Annotated in this window: 14 protein-coding genes, 2 tRNA genes and 1 pseudogene; 9 read left to right on the forward strand and 8 right to left on the reverse strand. The window is 67.2% G+C overall.

Annotated features, from left to right (window positions below; all coding sequences use genetic code 11):
• The first annotated feature begins 26 nt into the window (after positions 1-26).
• Together acpS and AWB89_RS04010 are read left to right on the forward strand one after the other, a co-directional pair.
• Complete coding sequence (gene acpS / locus AWB89_RS04005) at positions 27-419, forward strand: holo-ACP synthase AcpS (protein WP_085094260.1); 393 nt, start codon at positions 27-29, stop codon at positions 417-419.
• Positions 416-1,836: pseudogene (locus tag AWB89_RS04010) on the forward strand (M20/M25/M40 family metallo-hydrolase). The gene acpS and the pseudogene AWB89_RS04010 overlap by 4 nt, the downstream one beginning before the upstream one ends.
• On the opposite strand, the gene AWB89_RS04015 reads toward AWB89_RS04010, so the two are convergent.
• A complete protein-coding gene (locus tag AWB89_RS04015; protein ID WP_085171738.1) occupies positions 1,837-2,622 on the reverse strand; it encodes a bestrophin-like domain in 786 nt (261 codons plus the stop codon).
• A 102-nt stretch (positions 2,623-2,724) separates the two neighbouring features.
• The gene (bcp, locus tag AWB89_RS04020; RefSeq protein WP_085171740.1) at positions 2,725-3,198 is read right to left on the reverse strand and encodes a thioredoxin-dependent thiol peroxidase; all 474 of its coding nucleotides are present in this window, start codon (positions 3,196-3,198) and stop codon (positions 2,725-2,727) included.
• A 94-nt stretch (positions 3,199-3,292) separates the two neighbouring features.
• On the opposite strand from bcp, the gene AWB89_RS04025 reads away from it, so the two are divergent.
• Positions 3,293-3,520 carry a DUF3618 domain-containing protein gene (locus AWB89_RS04025; protein WP_066914420.1) on the forward strand — a complete coding sequence of 76 codons (228 nt, stop codon included), beginning with the start codon at positions 3,293-3,295 and terminating at the stop codon, positions 3,518-3,520.
• Here AWB89_RS04025 and AWB89_RS04030 read toward each other — a convergent pair.
• The 3 genes from AWB89_RS04030 to AWB89_RS04040 form a co-directional block, all read right to left on the reverse strand.
• Positions 3,507-5,264: a DUF3556 domain-containing protein gene (locus tag AWB89_RS04030; protein WP_085171742.1), complete on the reverse strand. Its 1,758-nt coding sequence runs from the start codon at positions 5,262-5,264 to the stop codon at positions 3,507-3,509. The genes AWB89_RS04025 and AWB89_RS04030 overlap by 14 nt on opposite strands.
• A 64-nt stretch (positions 5,265-5,328) precedes the next feature.
• A tRNA-Lys gene (locus tag AWB89_RS04035) sits at positions 5,329-5,404 on the reverse strand.
• 146 nt (positions 5,405-5,550) lie between these two features.
• Positions 5,551-6,789 carry a GNAT family N-acetyltransferase gene (locus AWB89_RS04040; protein ID WP_085094270.1) on the reverse strand — a complete coding sequence of 413 codons (1,239 nt, stop codon included), beginning with the start codon at positions 6,787-6,789 and terminating at the stop codon, positions 5,551-5,553.
• A 173-nt stretch (positions 6,790-6,962) separates the two neighbouring features.
• On the opposite strand from AWB89_RS04040, the gene AWB89_RS04045 reads away from it, so the two are divergent.
• The 5 genes from AWB89_RS04045 to AWB89_RS04070 all read left to right on the forward strand — a co-directional run bounded on the left by AWB89_RS04045 (position 6,963) and on the right by AWB89_RS04070 (position 13,064).
• Positions 6,963-9,323, forward strand: a complete 2,361-nt coding sequence (locus tag AWB89_RS04045; protein WP_085171744.1) for an MMPL family transporter — start codon at positions 6,963-6,965, stop codon at positions 9,321-9,323.
• Positions 9,316-10,209: a DMT family transporter gene (locus AWB89_RS04050; protein ID WP_085094274.1), complete on the forward strand. Its 894-nt coding sequence runs from the start codon at positions 9,316-9,318 to the stop codon at positions 10,207-10,209. The genes AWB89_RS04045 and AWB89_RS04050 overlap by 8 nt, the downstream gene beginning before the upstream one ends.
• 120 nt (positions 10,210-10,329) lie before the next feature.
• A complete protein-coding gene (locus tag AWB89_RS04055) occupies positions 10,330-11,529 on the forward strand; it encodes a L,D-transpeptidase (RefSeq protein WP_085094276.1) in 1,200 nt (399 codons plus the stop codon).
• Between the two features lie 62 nt (positions 11,530-11,591).
• Positions 11,592-11,918 carry a hypothetical protein gene (locus AWB89_RS04060; protein WP_085094278.1) on the forward strand — a complete coding sequence of 109 codons (327 nt, stop codon included), beginning with the start codon at positions 11,592-11,594 and terminating at the stop codon, positions 11,916-11,918.
• Positions 11,919-12,527: 609 nt separating this feature from the next.
• The gene (locus tag AWB89_RS04070; protein WP_085171748.1) at positions 12,528-13,064 is read left to right on the forward strand and encodes a PE family protein; all 537 of its coding nucleotides are present in this window, start codon (positions 12,528-12,530) and stop codon (positions 13,062-13,064) included.
• Positions 13,065-13,169: 105 nt separating this feature from the next.
• On the opposite strand, the gene AWB89_RS04075 is transcribed toward AWB89_RS04070, so the two are convergent.
• A tRNA-His gene (locus AWB89_RS04075) sits at positions 13,170-13,245 on the reverse strand.
• Positions 13,246-13,298: 53 nt separating this feature from the next.
• A complete protein-coding gene (gene orn / locus AWB89_RS04080) occupies positions 13,299-13,946 on the reverse strand; it encodes an oligoribonuclease (protein WP_085171751.1) in 648 nt (215 codons plus the stop codon).
• Positions 13,947-14,047: 101 nt separating this feature from the next.
• On the opposite strand from orn, the gene AWB89_RS04085 reads away from it, so the two are divergent.
• On the forward strand, positions 14,048-15,607 hold the full coding sequence (locus tag AWB89_RS04085) for a helicase HerA-like domain-containing protein (protein ID WP_085171753.1): 1,560 nt from the start codon (positions 14,048-14,050) through the stop codon (positions 15,605-15,607).
• Between the two features lie 3 nt (positions 15,608-15,610).
• Here AWB89_RS04085 and cmrA read toward each other — a convergent pair whose 3' ends face one another.
• On the reverse strand, positions 15,611-16,417 hold the full coding sequence (gene cmrA, locus AWB89_RS04090) for a mycolate reductase (protein WP_085171755.1): 807 nt from the start codon (positions 16,415-16,417) through the stop codon (positions 15,611-15,613).
• Positions 16,418-16,430: the final 13 nt, after the last annotated feature.

The raw sequence follows: 16,430 nt of genomic DNA on the forward strand, positions 1-16,430 counted from the left end.
GCGGTCATCCGATAACCTGGCCAGCCATGGGCATTGTCGGAGTGGGGATCGATCTCGTCTCCATTCCCGATTTCGCCGAGCAGGTCGACCAGCCGGGAACCGTCTTCGCCGAGACGTTCACGCCGGGTGAGCGCCGCGACGCCTCCGACAAGAGCTCGTCGGCCGCGCGTCACCTGGCCGCCCGGTGGGCGGCCAAGGAGGCGGTGATCAAGGCGTGGTCGGGTTCCCGGTTTGCGCAACGGCCCATGCTGCCGGAGGACATCCACCGCGACATCGAGGTGGTCACCGACATGTGGGGCCGGCCACGAGTCCGGCTGACCGGCGACATCGCCAAGCACCTGGCCGACGTGACCATCCATGTGTCGCTGACGCACGAGGGGGATACCGCGGCAGCGGTGGCCATCTTGGAGACGCCCTGACCGCGAGCAGACAGAGAATCGCATCAATGCGCGAGATTCCATGCGATTCTGCGTCTGCTTGGCAAAAGGAGAGGTCATGAGCGATCTTGTCGCGCGCGTGCGCGACGTGTTGCCGTCGGTGCGCCGCGATCTCGAGGACCTGGTGCGCATCGAATCCGTATGGGCCGACCCCGCCCGGCGCGACGAGGTGCACCGCAGCGCGCGGGCGGTGGCGGACCTGTTGTCGCAGGCGGGTTTTGGCGATGTGCGCATCGTCAGCGAGGGCGGCGCACCGGCGGTCATCGCGCGGCATCCGGCGCCGCCCGGCGCGCCGACGGTGCTGCTATATGCGCATCACGACGTGCAGCCCGAGGGCGACCGCGCCCAGTGGGTGTCGCCGCCCTTCGAGCCCACCGAACGCGACGGGCGGCTCTACGGCCGCGGCAGCGCCGACGACAAGGCCGGCATCGCAACGCATTTGGCGGCCTTCCGGGCGCACGGCGGCCAGCCGCCGGTGGGTGTCACGGTCTTCGTGGAGGGCGAGGAGGAATCCGGCTCGCCGTCTCTCGGCCGGTTGCTCGCCGCGCACCGCGACGCGCTGGCCGCCGACGTGATCGTCATCGCCGACTCCGACAACTGGAGCACCGACGTTCCCGCGCTGACGGTTTCGCTGCGCGGCCTGGCCGACTGCGTCGTCGAGGTCGCCACGCTGGATCACGGGCTGCACTCGGGCCTGTGGGGCGGCGTGATCCCCGACGCGCTGACCGTGCTGGTCCGGTTGCTGGCCAGCCTGCACGACGACGACGGCAATGTGGCGGTCGAGGGCCTGCACGAAACCGACTCCGCCGCACTGAATTACCCCGATTACCCGGCCGAGCGGGTGCGGGCCGACTCCGGGCTGCTGGACGGGGTGTCCGAGATCGGCTCGGGATCGGTGCCGCAGCGGTTGTGGGCCAAACCGGCGATCACCGTGATCGGCATCGATACGACGCCAGTCGCGGCCGCGTCGAACACGCTGATCCCGCGGGCGCGGGCCAAGGTCAGCATGCGCGTCGCCCCCGGCGGCGACGCGGCGGCCCACCTCGACGCGCTGACCGCCCACCTGCAGCGGCACGCACCCTGGGGCGCGCGAGTCACCGTCACGCCGGGCGAGATCGGCCAGCCGTACGCCATCGAGCCCACCGGCGACGTCTACGACGCGGCGCGGGCGGCGTTCCGGCAGGCGTGGGGCGTCGAGCCGATCGACATGGGCATGGGCGGCTCGATCCCGTTCATCGCCGAGTTCGCGGCCGCCTTCCCGCAGGCGAAGATCCTCGTCACCGGCGTCGAAGACCCGGCGACCCAGGCGCACAGCATCAACGAGAGCCTGCACCTGGGTGTGCTGGAACGCGCGGCGATCGCCGAGACGCTGCTGCTCGCCGGATTGGTTGGCGGTTAGTCAGCTACCGCTGTCGACTTCGTCAAAAACGTTGACCGCGTGAGCAAATGGTTGCGACGTGACGCCCAGCGGACCAAATGGGTGATCGAGTACGAAGACGAGATACAGCAGTAACCCAAGCAACACAGCGACCGCGCTCGTCAGGACCATGTGGCCACGGTTGCTCGTTAGGCGCAGGAAGCCGGTGAGCGCGATCAGTACTAACCCGCCGAAGATCAACGAAGACCACAAAAGCGGCGGTATTCGTGGCTTGGCATCCAGAATCCGCGTGCTGCGTTCGGATGCCAAGACGGTCAACCGGCCCAGAAAATCCAGGTTGATCGCGCTCGACGCGGCATCGGATCGCTGACTGCCAACCGTGCGATACATTGCCGTGATCGCGGCTCGCGCCCTGTTGCCTATGCGGCCGAAATCTTGCTTGCCCCATTCCGGGCCCTGCAGTCCTTCCGCGTATTGGCGCAGCTGTTGGCGTATCTGTGATTGCTCTGGCTGAGGCATGGCGACGGTCTGGCGGTACATCGTCGTCAGCGTGGATGCCTCACTGGAAACATTGACCTCGGCCGACAGGAACTCCTGCCACCCGACCACGACCGTGAAGCCAAGGAGAGCGCCATAGACCAGGCCTACAACGGTCACATAGGGCGAGAGTGCCGAATTGTGCCCGGGCCCGGTCTCATCGGAGAGGACCCGGCTCCCCAGCTGCACGCTTCCCACCGCTGTCAGAACTGCCACGGTGATCACGCCGACCAACAAAAGCCAAGCGCCGATTGCCCCGAAATCACCCATTGACTGATCAGCATGCCAACATACGCGGCCTGTGCGGCCGAACACGATCGACGTGTCGCCGATAACTTGGTGAGTTTCGGGGCCGCCGCCGGGCGGCCTGGGTCAGACGGACAGGTCGCGCCGAAGTTTGGCGACGTGGCCGGTGGCCTTGACGTTGTACTGCGCGACCGCGATCTTGCCCTTCTCGTCGACCAGGAACGTCGAGCGGATCACGCCGGTGACGGTCTTGCCATACATCTGCTTCTCGCCGTAGGCGCCCCAGGCCGTCAGCACCTTGCGGTCGGGATCGGACAGCAGCGGGAACGTCAGCTTCTCGGCGTCGCGGAACTTGGCCAGCTTTTCCGGCTTGTCGGGGGAGATGCCGACCACGTCCACGCCGGCGTCGTTGAGGTCGCGCAGGTTGTCGCGAAAGTCGCAGGCCTGCTTGGTGCATCCGGGTGTGGAGGCGGCCGGGTAGAAGTACACGATGACGCGGCGCCCCTTGTAGTCGGCCAGCGACACCTTGTTGCCGTCGGCGTCGGGCAGGGTGAAGGAGGGTGCCTTGTCGCCCGGGGCGAGCCGCGTGGTCTCGGTCAACGTGCGTCCTTTCTGTTCACCGCCGCGTTGGGGTTATCGCCGGCTGATCTAGGGTAGTGCCTCAGGTGCATAGGCGGACTTGGAGGACAGACACGTGGCGGACCGGGACCCCGAGGCCATCAAGCGGGACATCGATGTCGCCCGCGACCAGCTGGCGGCCACCGTCGATTCGCTTGCCGAGCGCGCCAACCCGCGCCGCCTCGCCGACGACCTGAGGGCGCGGGCGGTCGAATTCGTGAAGAAGCCCGTGGTGATCGCGTCGCTGGTCGGGATCTCGTCGGTGGTGGTGATCGTGGTGGTGCGCCGGGTCAGGGACCGCTGACCTTCCGGACCCTGTCGGCCGCGCCGCTTCCAACGTGCACGGGCAGGTCGTCGGCCCAGGGCTGGGTGGTGACCATGTCGTCGACGTCGATGTAGCCGCGCTCGAACTCGCCGGTCGCCGCGTCGACGAGCCGGTACTCCTGCCGCTGTCGGTGGATGGGCTGCGCGTCGAGGATCACCACCCGCACGTCGCCCGCGGCGAACCCGCACCGCTTTTGTAGCGCCTCGATGAGGCACTCGTTGTGCATGTGCCCGTCGCCGAAATTCCACCCCAGCACCATCGAGCAGAGGACTTCGCCCTCGCAGATGTTGTAGTCGTCCTCGTCGTAGCCCGCCAGCGCCCGATGCACGAGGGTGAACAGCGCGCGCCCGTGGGTGTTCATCCCCCGGAACGCCATTGCGAGGTGCAGCGGCACCAGGGTTTCCTCTTTGGACCCGTAGAGGCGCTCGAGTTGCAGGTGTTGCATCGGCCCGAGCGCGCGGGATCCGGTGCGGAACTTGTCGTCGACCGAAGGCTTGACGCACCACAGCGTGGTGTCCCAGTTGCCGGCGTAGTAGCGCATGCCCGGCAGGAAGGAAACCTTGCGCGGGTGCAGGTTTCCGACGACGACGGTGCCGGCGAGCACCACGAACAGGATGGCCACCGGCAGGGGGTTGGTGACGCTGGACAGCCCGAGCTGCGAGTGGGCGACGAACAGCGACAGCACCCCGAAGATCATGAACACGTTCCACTCCAGCGGCACACCCATCGGGAAGGCCAGCAGGATGTTCAGGTGGAACACGATCATCACGAACGCGGCGATGGCGGTCGGCCAGCCGCCGTGGCAGAACAACAGCACCAGCGGCACCAGGCCCTCCACCGCCGTCGAGAAGTGGGCGATGACACCCGACAATGCGCTGGGCCGCAAGTCATTCGGATAGTGCTTGAACAGCGACCGCTTGAGAATTCCGCTGGGGATGAACGGGTTGTTCGCCAGCATCGTGGAGATGACGAACGGAAAGTGCCGGGTGAGTTTGGAGGTTGCGGCGCCCAGCCAGATCACCATGAAGACGACCTTGGCGCCGACGACGACGTCCGCCCCGGCGAACAGGAACACCAGCGCCAGCGGCCCGTACACCTCGCCGCGGGCGGCCAGGAAGATCACCTTGTCGCGCAGGCTGATCGCGGCCAGGACCGCCAGTATGGCGACGGTCTGCCATCGCGGCAGCACGCCAATCGTGGTGTCCAGCGCGGGAATTGGGCCGGTGCCGTCCGAAACGAGCGCGATCACCAGCAACGCCAGCAGGACGCCGTAGAGCAGCGCGTCGAACGGGGTCCGGTCGTTGCCCTTGGTCAGCGGGACCCGGTCGGGCCATGGCGGCAACCGGATAGTGCCGGGCCGCAGCCAATAGAGGATTGATCCCATCGGCGGGAAGTAGCGTCCGGCCAGCGGCCCGAAACAGCAACCGAGGCCGACGACCTCGAACAGCATGGTGAACAGGACGGCCTTCTGGAACACGATCGGCTCCGACCACCACGAGCCCACCTCGGTGAAGCCGCCAATGCCCTGCGTCGACCACGCGAACAGCCAGCCGCCGAGCACGTACAGCGCGATCTTGACGCCGTACATCAGATGCATCACCAGCGGGGTGCCGAACCCGTTCTCGGCGATGTGGCGAGCCATCGGCACGATCCGCTCCGCGCGCGCGGCACCGCTCCACTCGGCCATGTCGACGACGGGCAGGTTGGGACGGATGAACCCCATGTGCAGCTCCTTCGACGCAGAAGAAACTACCTGCAGGGGCCGCTGGTGCGGGGGAATATGTGATTGGTGCGCCGTCAGGGTTTCGAACCCCGGACCCGCTGATTAAGAGTCAGCTGCTCTACCAACTGAGCTAACGGCGCCGTGTACGGCCGAGACCGCGTACGCGACAATAACAGGCGTCCTGCCGCGAAGCGAAATCCCGATGTCCACCAGGATACAGGTCGCCGCGCCGGCCCGCGCGCCGTTGCCCGGCAGCCCCCGGAAAGGTCTTGTCGCGCAAGGGCTATCAGAAAAGCGTCCCGCAGTAGGGTGCCCGCTCGGTCGCGAACGCGGCATCGACGTCGCGGAGCGCGCCCGGGCGCAGTTCGGTGATGCGGTCGGCCCGCAGCAGCTCGGAAGCGCGGTGCGCCCCCATGTAGAGCGTCGCCAATTCGGCCAGGCCGATTTCGACGTCCGCGGGCCCGTCATGCGGGGTGCATTTGCCGGTTCCGTCGCGCGTCTGCAGCAAGAACCGTCCTCCCGCGAGGTTGAGCGGGTCTGTGACGTCGAGCACCAGATCGGTGTCCGCCGCGTACACCCGGGCGCCGAGCACCTCGGGCACGTCGTTGATCCGCACCCACAGGAAATCGCTCTTCCCGGTGGTTTGCGCGGTGCGTTGATCACGCAGCTTCAGCGGTAGCGGGTCGTCGACCGGCACGTCGATCTCGATGTTGTCGAACATCTCCAAGACCAAGAGGGTCTGCAGCAACTCGGTGTGCGCCTCGTCGGTGATGGCGAAGAAGTCCTCGACGATCACCGAGCCGAACGGCGGCCGGAACGCGTGTTTGCCGGCACCGATGACTCGATAGGCCAGAAAACCGTCCGGATGGACGGTGAAGTTCAGCGCGGACCCGTTGCCCCGCTGCGTGGGCCTGTCCTCCAAAAAGTCGGCCCACCATGCGTCGTCGCGCTCCACCGCGCCGTTGGTGACCGCGCACCATCGACCGTAGATTTCGGGCAGGAGGCGCCTCGCCTCGTCGGCGTTGACCTCTCGCGCCCGGTTGCCGCTCGGCGCCTCACGCAGCTTCGCGAAGCGGCGGTCGATGGAGTAGCAGTGGGCGTAGCTCGCCACACCGGCGCCAAAACCGTCGTACATCGCGGTCTGGGTCGGCACCCCACAGACGATCGGGTAGCCCCGCTCGATCAGTTTCCCCAGCCCCTGGGCGCTCAGCTGCGCCCAAATCCCGGTTCCTTGATGCGTCGACGCGACCGCGATCATCGTCAGCCACGCGGCCCGCAGGCTGCCACCGCCGGGCACGGTGAGCCGCGCGCGGTAAATGATGGATGTGCCCACCAGGCTGGGATGCTCCGGATCGGAAACGTCCTCCGCGACCAGGATGTCCTCCAGCTCGACCCGGCGTTTCCAGGCTTCCACGGCGCGCGGGTCCACCGGATCCCCGAACGTGCGAGCCTGATTCTCGTAAACCGCCTGCCAGTCATCTTCGGTTGGATGCCTGATCGTGATGGCGTCGTCGGTCGCGTTCATCGCTTGTCCAATCCGCTTCTACCCCAGCCAAACCGACGCCCTGGTCGCCGAATCCGCTTACTGAGGACCGCTCTCGTCCGATACCCGGGTGTTCGACCGTCAAACCCCAGCTGACGTGGGCCGGTTGCCGCTCGGGGGGTCAGACGGGCCTTGTCTGGGTATAGCGATACCCCATGCTGCAAGGAATCACTCGACTTGCCATCGCCTCGCCGCGGCGCATCATCGCGGTCACCGTGTTGCTCCTGCTGGGGGCCGCGATCTTCGGCATTCCGGTGGTCAACCGCCTGTCGGGTGGCGGCTTTCAAGACCCGACCTCGGAGTCCGCGCGCGCGACGAGCCTGCTCAGGGACCGCTTCAACCAGACGGACCAGCAGATGGTGATCGCGGTGAGCGATCCCACCGGCGCCCGCAGCGACCGGGCGAGCCGGGTCGCCACCGACATCGTCGATCACCTGCAACGATCGCCCTGGGTCTTGAATGTGTCCTCGGCCTGGACGTCGCCGCCTCAGGTGGCCGCCCAGCTGGTCAGCAAGGACAGCTCGTCGGGGCTGATCGTTGCCGGCCTGAAAGGCGGGGAGAACGACGCCCAGAATTACGCCAGCGCGCTCACCCGGGAGTTGGTGCACGATCGCGACGGCGTGACGGTGCGCGCCGGCGGCATGGCCGTGGCGTATGCCCAGATCAACCAGCAAAACGCCCGCGACCTGTTGCTGATGGAGTCCATCGCGATTCCGCTGAGCTTCGCGGTGCTGGTCTGGGTGCTGGGCGGTGTGGTCGCCGCGGCGCTGCCGGTCGGCATGGGCGGCCTGGTCATCGTCTGCACGATGTCGGTGCTGCGGCTGATCAGCTTCGCCACCGACGTGTCGACGTATGCCCTGGACCTGAGCATCGCGATGGGTCTCGCGCTGGCGATCGACTACAACCTGCTGATCATCAGCCGCTTCCGCGAGGAGCTGGCGCGGTCCGGCGAGCGGGACCGGGCGCTGTTCCGGACCATGGCCACGGCCGGGCGGACCGTGCTGTTCTCCGCCACCACCGTCGGGTTGTCGATGGCGGTGATGGCGCTGTTCCCGATGTACTTCCTGAAATCGTCGGCCTACACGATCGTGGCCACCGCGGTGATCGTCGCGATCGCGTCGGTGGTGGTGACCCCGGCCGCGATCGCGCTCCTCGGCCCGCGGCTGGACGCGCTGGACGTCCGCCGGTGGTGGGCCCGCCGGGTGCCGCCCCGGGCGCCGTCGTGGCGCGACCACGCGCACAAACCGGTCTATTCGCTGTTCTGGTACCGGTCGACGAAGTTCGTGCTGCGCCACGCCCTGCCGGTCGGCCTGAGCGTCGTAGCGCTGCTGCTGTTGCTGGGCGTTCCGTTCCTGGGGGTGAAGTGGGGCTTTCCCGATGAGCGGGTGTTGCCCCGCTCGGCGTCGGCGCGACAGGTCGCCGACATGTTGGATAACGATTTCGGCAACGGGCTGGGGACCTCGGTGTCGGTCGTCGTCCCCGACGCTCAGGGCGTGACCCCAGCCGACCTGGAGCGTTACGCCGCGGACCTGTCACGCGTGCCCGACGTGTCCGCGGTCACCGCGCCGACCGGGACGTTCGTGGCCGGATCCCTGTCGGGGCCGCCCGCCGCGGCCACGGGCATGGCCAACGGCAGCGCGTTCCTCACCGTCGGCACCACCGCGCCGCTGTACTCGCAAGCGTCGAACACGCAGCTGGACCGGTTGCACGCGGTCCCCGGACCGGCGGGGCGGTCGGTGCAGATGACCGGGCTGGCGCAGATCAACCGCGACAGCGTCAACGCGATCACCACTCGGCTGCCCGCGGTGCTGGCATTGATCGCCGCCATCACCTTCACGCTGCTGTTCTTGCTCACCGGTAGCGCGGTGCTGCCGCTGCAGGCGCTGGTGTGCAACGTGTTGTCGCTGACCGCGGCGTTCGGCGCCATGGTGTGGATCTTCCAGGACGGTCACCTCGGCGCGCTGGGGACCACGCCCAACGGGACGCTGAACGCCAACATCCCGGTGTTGTTGTTCTGCATCGCCTTCGGGCTGGCGATGGATTACGAGGTGTTCCTGGTCTCCCGGATCCACGAGTACTGGCTGGCCTCCCCGCTGGCCCGGGAGGCGCGACCGAGCCCGGCCGAGGTGCACGCCGTCACCGACGAGAGCACGGCGTTGGGCCTGGCCGGCATCGGCCGCGTGGTCACCACGGCCGCGCTGGTGATGTCGATCTCGTTCGCCGCCTTGATCCCCGCGCACGTGTCGTTCATGCGCATGCTCGGTGTCGGCCTGACGCTCGCCGTGCTGGCCGACGCCACCCTGGTGCGGATGGTCCTGGTTCCGGCGTTCATCCACCTCCTTGGCCGGTGGACCTGGTGGGCGCCCAAACCGCTGACCTGGCTGCGTGAGCGGTTGGCGACCGGTGAAGCCGCCGCCGCCGCGGTGGCGCGGCGCCGCTGGGCCACCGACGAGCATCAACCGCGGCGGCCCGTGATCAAGCGGTGGCCCACGACGGCGGTGAGCGAGCATGGTTAGCGCGGCCCTGCTGGCGGTGGCGTCCGCGCTGTGCATCGCCATCGGCGACGTGCTGCAGCAGCGGGCGGCGCACTGCATCACCGACCGGTCCGTCGGCCACGTCGAATTGGTCGCCCAGCTGCTGCGCAGCGGGCGGTGGTGGTGGGGCGCGCTGCTGCTGGTGGCGAGCATCGCGTTGCAGGCGGCCGCGCTCGGACGGGGTTCGGTGCTGCTGGTGCAGGCGCTGCTGATGCTGTCGCTGCTGTTCGCGCTGCCCATCAACGCCAGGGTGTGGCACCGCACCGTGAGTGGCGGCGAGTGGATCTGGGCCGGGCTGCTGACCGCGGCCGTCATCGTGATCGTGGTGGTCGGCAATCCGGAGGCCGGCCGGTCCGGCGCGTCGCTGCGCACCTGGTTGGTCGTGGCCGTGGTGCTGGCGCCGCTGTTGGTGGCGTGCCTGGCCGTCGGCCGCATCAGGGGAGGTGCGCTGGCCGCAGCGTTGTTCGCGTTCGTCTCGGGATCGCTGTGGGGGGTCTTCGCGGTGTTGACCAAGGAGGTGGTCGCCCGGCTCGGCGACGGCGGGGTGGCGGTGGCCCGAACCCCCGAGCTCTACGCCTGCATCCTGGCCGCGGCGGGCGGTGTGGTGTGGAGCCAGGCGGCGTTCCGCGCGGGACCGTTGACCGCCTCGATGCCGACGCTGCAGATGGCGCAGCCCGTCGTGGCGGCGGTGCTGGGTGTGGTCGTTCTCGGTGAGACGCTGAATACCGGTCGCGCCGGGATGGCGGCGTTGGTGACGGCCGGGGTGGTGGCGACGGCGGCGATCGTCAAACTCGCGCGCGTCGAGGCCGCCACGACCCGTGACGGGGTTGAGGCGCGTCGCGAAGACTCGGTGGGCCAGCCGGCGTAGACACCCGACAGCGGGCCCGCAAATGTCGGATTGTGGGCGGCCAAAAAGCCATTACAATGCTTCCACTGTTTCTGGTCAGCGGTGACCACACCATGTCGATCGAATTTGGAAGGTCACTCGATGACGCCTTTGCGCAGACGCCGACCGTGGCTGGTTGCCACCATGGTCGTGTTTGCTGTCGCCGGCGTGGCCTGCAGCAGCAGCCACACCGCCGCGCCGGCGAAGGTCATCTTCGACAAGGGCACCCCGTTTGCCGACCTGCTGGTCCCGAAGCTGACCGCCTCGGTGAACGACGGCGCCGTGGGCGTCACCGTGGATGCGCCCGTGACGGTGAGCGTCGCCGACGGCGTGCTCGGGTCGGTCACCATGGTCAACGAGAACGGCCGCTCGATCGGCGGTCAGCTCAGCCCCGACGGGCTGCGCTGGTCGACGACCGAGCAGCTGGGCTACAACCGGCGCTACACACTCAGCGTGAAGGCGCTGGGGCTCGGCGGCGCCGCGACCCGCCAGATGACCTTCCAGACCAGTTCGCCGGCGCACCTCACGATGCCCTATGTCAACCCCGGCGACGGCGAGGTGGTCGGCGTCGGTGAGCCGGTGGCGATCCGCTTCGACGAGAACATCGCCAACCGCGCCGCGGCGCAGAAGGCGATCGTCATCACCACCAACCCGCCCGTCGAGGGCGCGTTCTACTGGTTGAACAACCGCGAAGTGCGTTGGCGCCCAGAGCATTTCTGGAAGCCGGGCACGGCCGTCGACGTGTCGGTCAACACCTACGGCGCCGATCTGGGCGACGGGATGTTCGGCGAGGATAACGTCAAGGCGCACTTCACGATTGGCGACGAGGTCATCTCCACCGCCGACGACACCACCAAGACGGTGACCGTGCGCGTCAACGGAGAAGTCGTCAAGACCATGCCGACCTCGATGGGCAAGGACAGCACCCCGACCGCGAACGGGTTCTACATCGTGGGTGGGCGGTTCAAGCACATCATCATGGACTCGTCGACCTACGGGGTTCCGGTCAACTCGCCCAACGGGTATCGCACCGACGTCGAATGGGCGACGCAGCTTTCGTATAGCGGTGTGTTCGTGCATTCGGCGCCGTGGTCGGTCGGCGCCCAGGGCCACACCAATACCAGCCATGGGTGCCTGAACGTGAGCCCCAGCAACGCGGAGTGGTACTACGACCACAGCAAGAGCGGCGACATCGTCGAGGTCGTCCACACCGTGGGTCCGACGCTGCCGGGCACCGAGGGGCTGGGCGACTGGAACGTCCCCTGGCCGGTGTGGAAGGCCGGCAACGCCAACATCAGCTAGGGGCGACGCCCGTTACGTTTCATTCATTTGAGCGCGACCTGAATGGGATAGGGTGCCCGCCCATGAATACTCCTTCGCCCGGGCCGGGGTGGTGGCTGGCCTCCGACGGCAATTGGTACCCACAGCGGTGGGAAACCACCTTCGTCCATTACACGAACGAGTCTCTGCCGGCGGTGATCGAGGAGGCGAGTCGCCAGTCGAAAGCCTACGGAGAACAGGGCTGGGAGATCGTGGGCTCCTCGGTGCAGCGCAGCCAGGTCGCCCGCCGGTTCAAGGAATACGACAGCGGCGGGGACCACTACTTCGAGTGGAGCATCGTTTGCACGCTGAAACGCCCACTCGCGCCCGGACAGACCGCGCAAGGCTCCGCCGACCGTTGGGGTGGCTGACGGGACTCGAAAACCCGCGACGTGCTGAAGCTTCATCGGCGGCAGTGGTCGGGCTTTAACACGATTCTTTCGTATCGGCCGAATGAGTTTCAGCCGGCAGAGAGTGAGAATGAAACCACCGCACGATGATTCCATCTGGCCCGACGACACCCGTCGCGCCGCCGTGGCACTCGCACTTGCCGCGGCCACCGACAGCGACATGCAGTTCCAAGACATGATCGACTCGATCGAGAGCGCGCTGGGCAGCGGACGGGGTCTGCAATTCGTCATGGAGCTCATTCGGCTGCTCACCGCCGAGTTGGGGGACCAGTTCGGAAACCCGACAGCGCCACGTCTTACTGGCAGTTCGCGGCCGAAGCCCAGGCGTACGAAGACGATATGCGTGCCAGCGGGGAATGGCGGGAAACGCCTTAGAGTCTGCCGATGAATCGCAATTTGCCGCGGCCACCGCCCTGATATCCGCGGCACGTTGTCGGTTTCGGGGACCACGACCGGCCAGGACTGAGGTTGGAATCGGTTACTCGAAGTGCGGTAGCCGATTACTTAATGCCGCGCCGCACCGCCGCCATATGGTGAGCCGTCTCGGGGGTTGCTAGAAGGTGGACGGACATGGCTTATGTGATCGCGGACCCAGAGATCATGGCCTCGGCGGCATCGGATTTGACAACCATCGAGTCGAACGTCAACGCGGCTCATATGGTGGCGGCTGCCCGAACGACATCGGTGATACCCGCGGCCGCCGATGAGGTGTCCACCAGCATTGCGCACCTGTTCTCCCAACACGCCGCGACCTATCAGGCGCTGGCGGGGCAGGCGGCGGCGTTTAACGACCAGTTTGTGCAGCACTTGACTGCCGGTGCGTTCTCCTACGCCAGCGCCGAGGCCACGAACGCCTCGTTGCTGGTCCTGCCGAACTTCCCCGCCACCATTGCCGGGTTGTTCCAGGACTTGCTGGACTTCCCTGCCACCATCGCCGGGGTCTTGCAGAACTTGCCTGCGGAACTGCTTCCGTTCGTCGCTATTTTGGTTTTCGTCGGATTCATCCTGCTTATTGAATTTGCGATCTTTATATACGCCCTTCCGCAGGTGTTGCCCTTTGTTCCGCAGCTACTGTTGGCTGACATTCCCCCGCTATTCGGCATCTAACCGGACGGCTTTCTAGACGCCTGTCGTCGTGACCTACACCAACAAGGACACGGCATATGCGTTGCAAAAAAAGGTCAGGGAGGGCGTAAGACCCTTCCTGACCAGTGGGGTGGCTGACGGGGCTCGAACCCGCGACATCCAGGATCACAACCTGGTGCTCTACCAGCTGAACTACAGCCACCATTGCCGCGAGCCGGCATCCATCCCTGGGCCAACGAGCGGCGACCACCGATACTAGCGGTTGGGTGCCTCGGTGTCCGAATCGTTTGTTCGGGTGGCGTTCTCTGGGCCTTCCAGCGCGGCGACAATGGTCTCGATTTCGCTGGTGGACGGACCCGGCGGGGGTACGAACGCGGTGCGCCGGTAGTACTGCAGTTCGCGGATCGACTCATGGATGTCGGCGAGCGCCCGGTGGGTGAGGCCCTTGGCCGGCTGGCCGTAGTAGATGCGGGGGTACCAGCGCCGGCACAGTTCCTTGATCGAGCTGACGTCGATCATCCGGTAGTGCAGGTAGGAGTCCAGCTTTGGCATGTCGCGGGTGATGAAGGACCGGTCGGTGGCGATCGAGTTGCCCGCCAGCGGAGCGGTCTTGGGTTGCTTGACGTGTGTGGTGATGTAGTCCAGGACCATCGCCTCGGCCGTCGCCAGGTCGACCGTGGAGGCCTTGACCTCCTCGATCAGCCCCGAGCGCGAATGCATTTCGGCGACCACCTCGATCATCGAGGACAGCGCGGCGTCGTCGGCGTGGATCACCACGTCCACTCCGTCGCCGAGCACGTTCAGCTCGGCGTCGGTGACCAGGACGGCGATCTCGATCAGCTTGTCCGAGTTCAGATCGAGCCCGGTCATCTCGCAGTCGATCCACACCAATTCGTCGCGCACAGCGCTCAGCGTATGCGTGCGTCCGGCCTGCGCGGGCCCTGCCCCCGCCTGGCCTGGAGAAGTAGTGTGAGCTTTGCGACTGGGGAAGAGGGGCGAGCACGATGACCACCGAATCAGCGGCCACACCCGCACAGCGAATCGCGAACGGCTACGCCGTCCAAGGCCAGGCGCTGGAATTGGGCACGGTCGTCGTCGACGGCGAGGCGGACCCGACCGCGCAGATCCGCATCCCGCTGGCGACCATCAACCGGCACGGCCTGGTGGCCGGGGCCACCGGAACCGGCAAGACCAAGACGCTGCAATTGATCGCCGAACAGCTCAGCGCCGCGGGTGTGGCGGTGCTGATGGCCGACGTGAAGGGCGACCTGTCCGGCCTAGCCCGGCCCGGCGAGGCCAACGACAAGACCGCCGCGCGCGCGAAGGACACCGGCGACAACTGGGCGGCGACCGGGTTTCCGGTGGAATTCTTGTCGCTGGGCACCGGGGGAGTGGGCGTGCCGGTGCGCGCGACCGTGGCCAGCTTCGGCCCCGTCCTGCTGTCAAAGGTGTTGGGGCTCAATGCCACCCAGGAATCGACGCTGGGGCTGATCTTCCATTGGGCCCAGCAGGCGGGGCGCCCTCTGGTCACCCTGGGGGATCTGCGCGCTGTCATCAGCCACCTGGCCAGCGACGAGGGAAAGGCCGATCTCAAAGACCTGGGCGGTGTTTCGTCGACGACGGCCGGGGTGATCCTGCGGGCGCTGGTGAACCTCGCCGGCGAGGGCGGGGACACGTTCTTCGGCGAGCCGAAGCTCGACCCGAACGATCTGCTGCGCGACGACGGCCACGGCCAGGGCGTCATCTCGCTGCTCGAGTTCAGCGGTCAGTCAGTGCGTCCCGTCATCTTTTCCACCTTTCTGATGTGGCTCCTCGCCGACCTGTATGCCAGGCTGCCCGAGGTCGGTGACGTCGACAGGCCCAACCTGGTCTTCTTTTTCGACGAGGCGCACCTGCTTTTCGCCGACGCGTCCAAGGCCTTCCTCGAGCAGGTCGAACAGACCGTCAAGCTGATCCGCTCCAAAGGCGTCGGGGTTTTCTTCTGCACCCAGCTGCCCACCGACATACCCAATGACGTGCTGTCCCAGCTGGGTGCGCGGGTCCAACACGCGCTGCGGGCGTTCACCCCCGACGACCAGGCGGCGCTGTCCAAGACCGTCCGCACCTACCCGAAAACCGATGTGTACGACCTGGAGTCGGCGCTGACCTCGCTGGGCATCGGCGAGGCCGTCGTCACCGTGCTGTCCGAGAAGGGCGCGCCCACGCCCGTCGCGTGGACCCGCATGCGGGTGCCGCGGTCGCTGATGGCCTCGATCGGCACGGACGCGATCACCGCCGCGGCGAAAGCCAGTCCGCTGCAAGCGAAGTACGGTCAGACCGTCGAACAACCGGCGCAGCCCCAGGCCGTCCCGCAGGCTCCGCAGGCCCAGTCCGACTATCCGCCGGTGCCGGCGGACTCCGTGCCCCCGCCGATGCCGGCGCCCGCCGAGCCGACGGGGCCGAAGGAGCCGAGCTTGTTAGAAAGGTTGTGGCACGATCGCGAGGTGCAAAGCGCCGTAAACATGGGAATCCGCGAGATCATCAAGGCCAAGTTCGGCGGTGGCGGCCGCGGCCGCCGGAAGTAACGCCTACCCGCCGCCGAGCTTCTTGTAGAAGCTGCCCACGATCGGCGCCACGATGGCCCGCGGCGCGTACCCGCTGGCCACCGACATCGCCTTGGACGTCAAGCCCGGGACGACGCGCATCTTGTTGCGCTCCAACGCATCCAGGGAGATCTGCGCGGTGTGCTCGGTCGAGATCCACAGGAAGTCCGGGACCAGTTTCTCTACCAGCGACCGTTCGGCGTCCTCGGGCAGATCGGTGCGCACCGGGCCCGGCGCCAGCAGCGTGACGTGCACGCCCGAGCCGCGCAGTTCGCCGCGCAACGATTCGCTGAACGTGTTGGCGAACGCCTTGGTGGCCGCGTAGGTGGCGTTGTAGGGAATCGGCGAATTGCCCGCAGCCGAACCGGAGATCAGGATGCCGCCGGCCTTGCGCTCGACCATGCCGGGCAGCACCGCCAACGTAAGGTCGTGCACGGCAACGGCATTCAGCTGCACCTGGGCCTTCTCACCCGCCGGGTCGAGGCCCGCGACCGGGCCGAACGTCGCGGTTCCGGCGTTGGCGCACAGGATCGAGATGGGGCGGGCGGCCAACTCGTCGCACAGTTTCGCCCGTTCGGCCGGATCGGCCAGGTCGGCGGGCCGCACGTCGACGGCCACCCCGTACTTGTCGGTCAGCCGGGCGGCCAGGTCGTTGAGCAGGTCCTCGCGTCGCGCGGTGACGATCAGGCTGTGCCCGCGCGCGGCCAGTTCGGTGGCCAGCGCCTCGCCGATGTTTTGCGAAGCGCCGGTGACAACGGCGCGCGCGTCGGGACTGGGAGCTGGTACCGGCATGCGGCCAATGGTA

Origin of the sequence: Mycobacterium paraense (genome assembly GCF_002101815.1) — a bacterium.
Taxonomy (GTDB): domain Bacteria; phylum Actinomycetota; class Actinomycetes; order Mycobacteriales; family Mycobacteriaceae; genus Mycobacterium; species Mycobacterium paraense.

Bases quoted from the DNA above. Each gene is read 5' to 3' on its own strand.
- AWB89_RS04045 (WP_085171744.1), top strand. From the start codon at position 6,963: ATGCTGCAAGGAATCACTCGACTTGCCATCGCCTCGCCGCGGCGCATC.
- AWB89_RS04060 (WP_085094278.1), top strand. From the start codon at position 11,592: ATGAATACTCCTTCGCCCGGGCCGGGGTGGTGGCTGGCCTCCGACGGC.
- AWB89_RS04085 (WP_085171753.1), top strand. From the start codon at position 14,048: ATGACCACCGAATCAGCGGCCACACCCGCACAGCGAATCGCGAACGGC.
- AWB89_RS04030 (WP_085171742.1), bottom strand. From the start codon at position 5,264: ATGGGGTTCATCCGTCCCAACCTGCCCGTCGTCGACATGGCCGAGTGG.
- AWB89_RS04070 (WP_085171748.1), top strand. From the start codon at position 12,528: ATGGCTTATGTGATCGCGGACCCAGAGATCATGGCCTCGGCGGCATCG.
- AWB89_RS04015 (WP_085171738.1), bottom strand. From the start codon at position 2,622: ATGGGTGATTTCGGGGCAATCGGCGCTTGGCTTTTGTTGGTCGGCGTG.
- cmrA (WP_085171755.1), bottom strand. From the start codon at position 16,417: ATGCCGGTACCAGCTCCCAGTCCCGACGCGCGCGCCGTTGTCACCGGC.
- acpS (WP_085094260.1), top strand. From the start codon at position 27: ATGGGCATTGTCGGAGTGGGGATCGATCTCGTCTCCATTCCCGATTTC.
- AWB89_RS04055 (WP_085094276.1), top strand. From the start codon at position 10,330: ATGACGCCTTTGCGCAGACGCCGACCGTGGCTGGTTGCCACCATGGTC.
- AWB89_RS04040 (WP_085094270.1), bottom strand. From the start codon at position 6,789: ATGAACGCGACCGACGACGCCATCACGATCAGGCATCCAACCGAAGAT.
- AWB89_RS04050 (WP_085094274.1), top strand. From the start codon at position 9,316: ATGGTTAGCGCGGCCCTGCTGGCGGTGGCGTCCGCGCTGTGCATCGCC.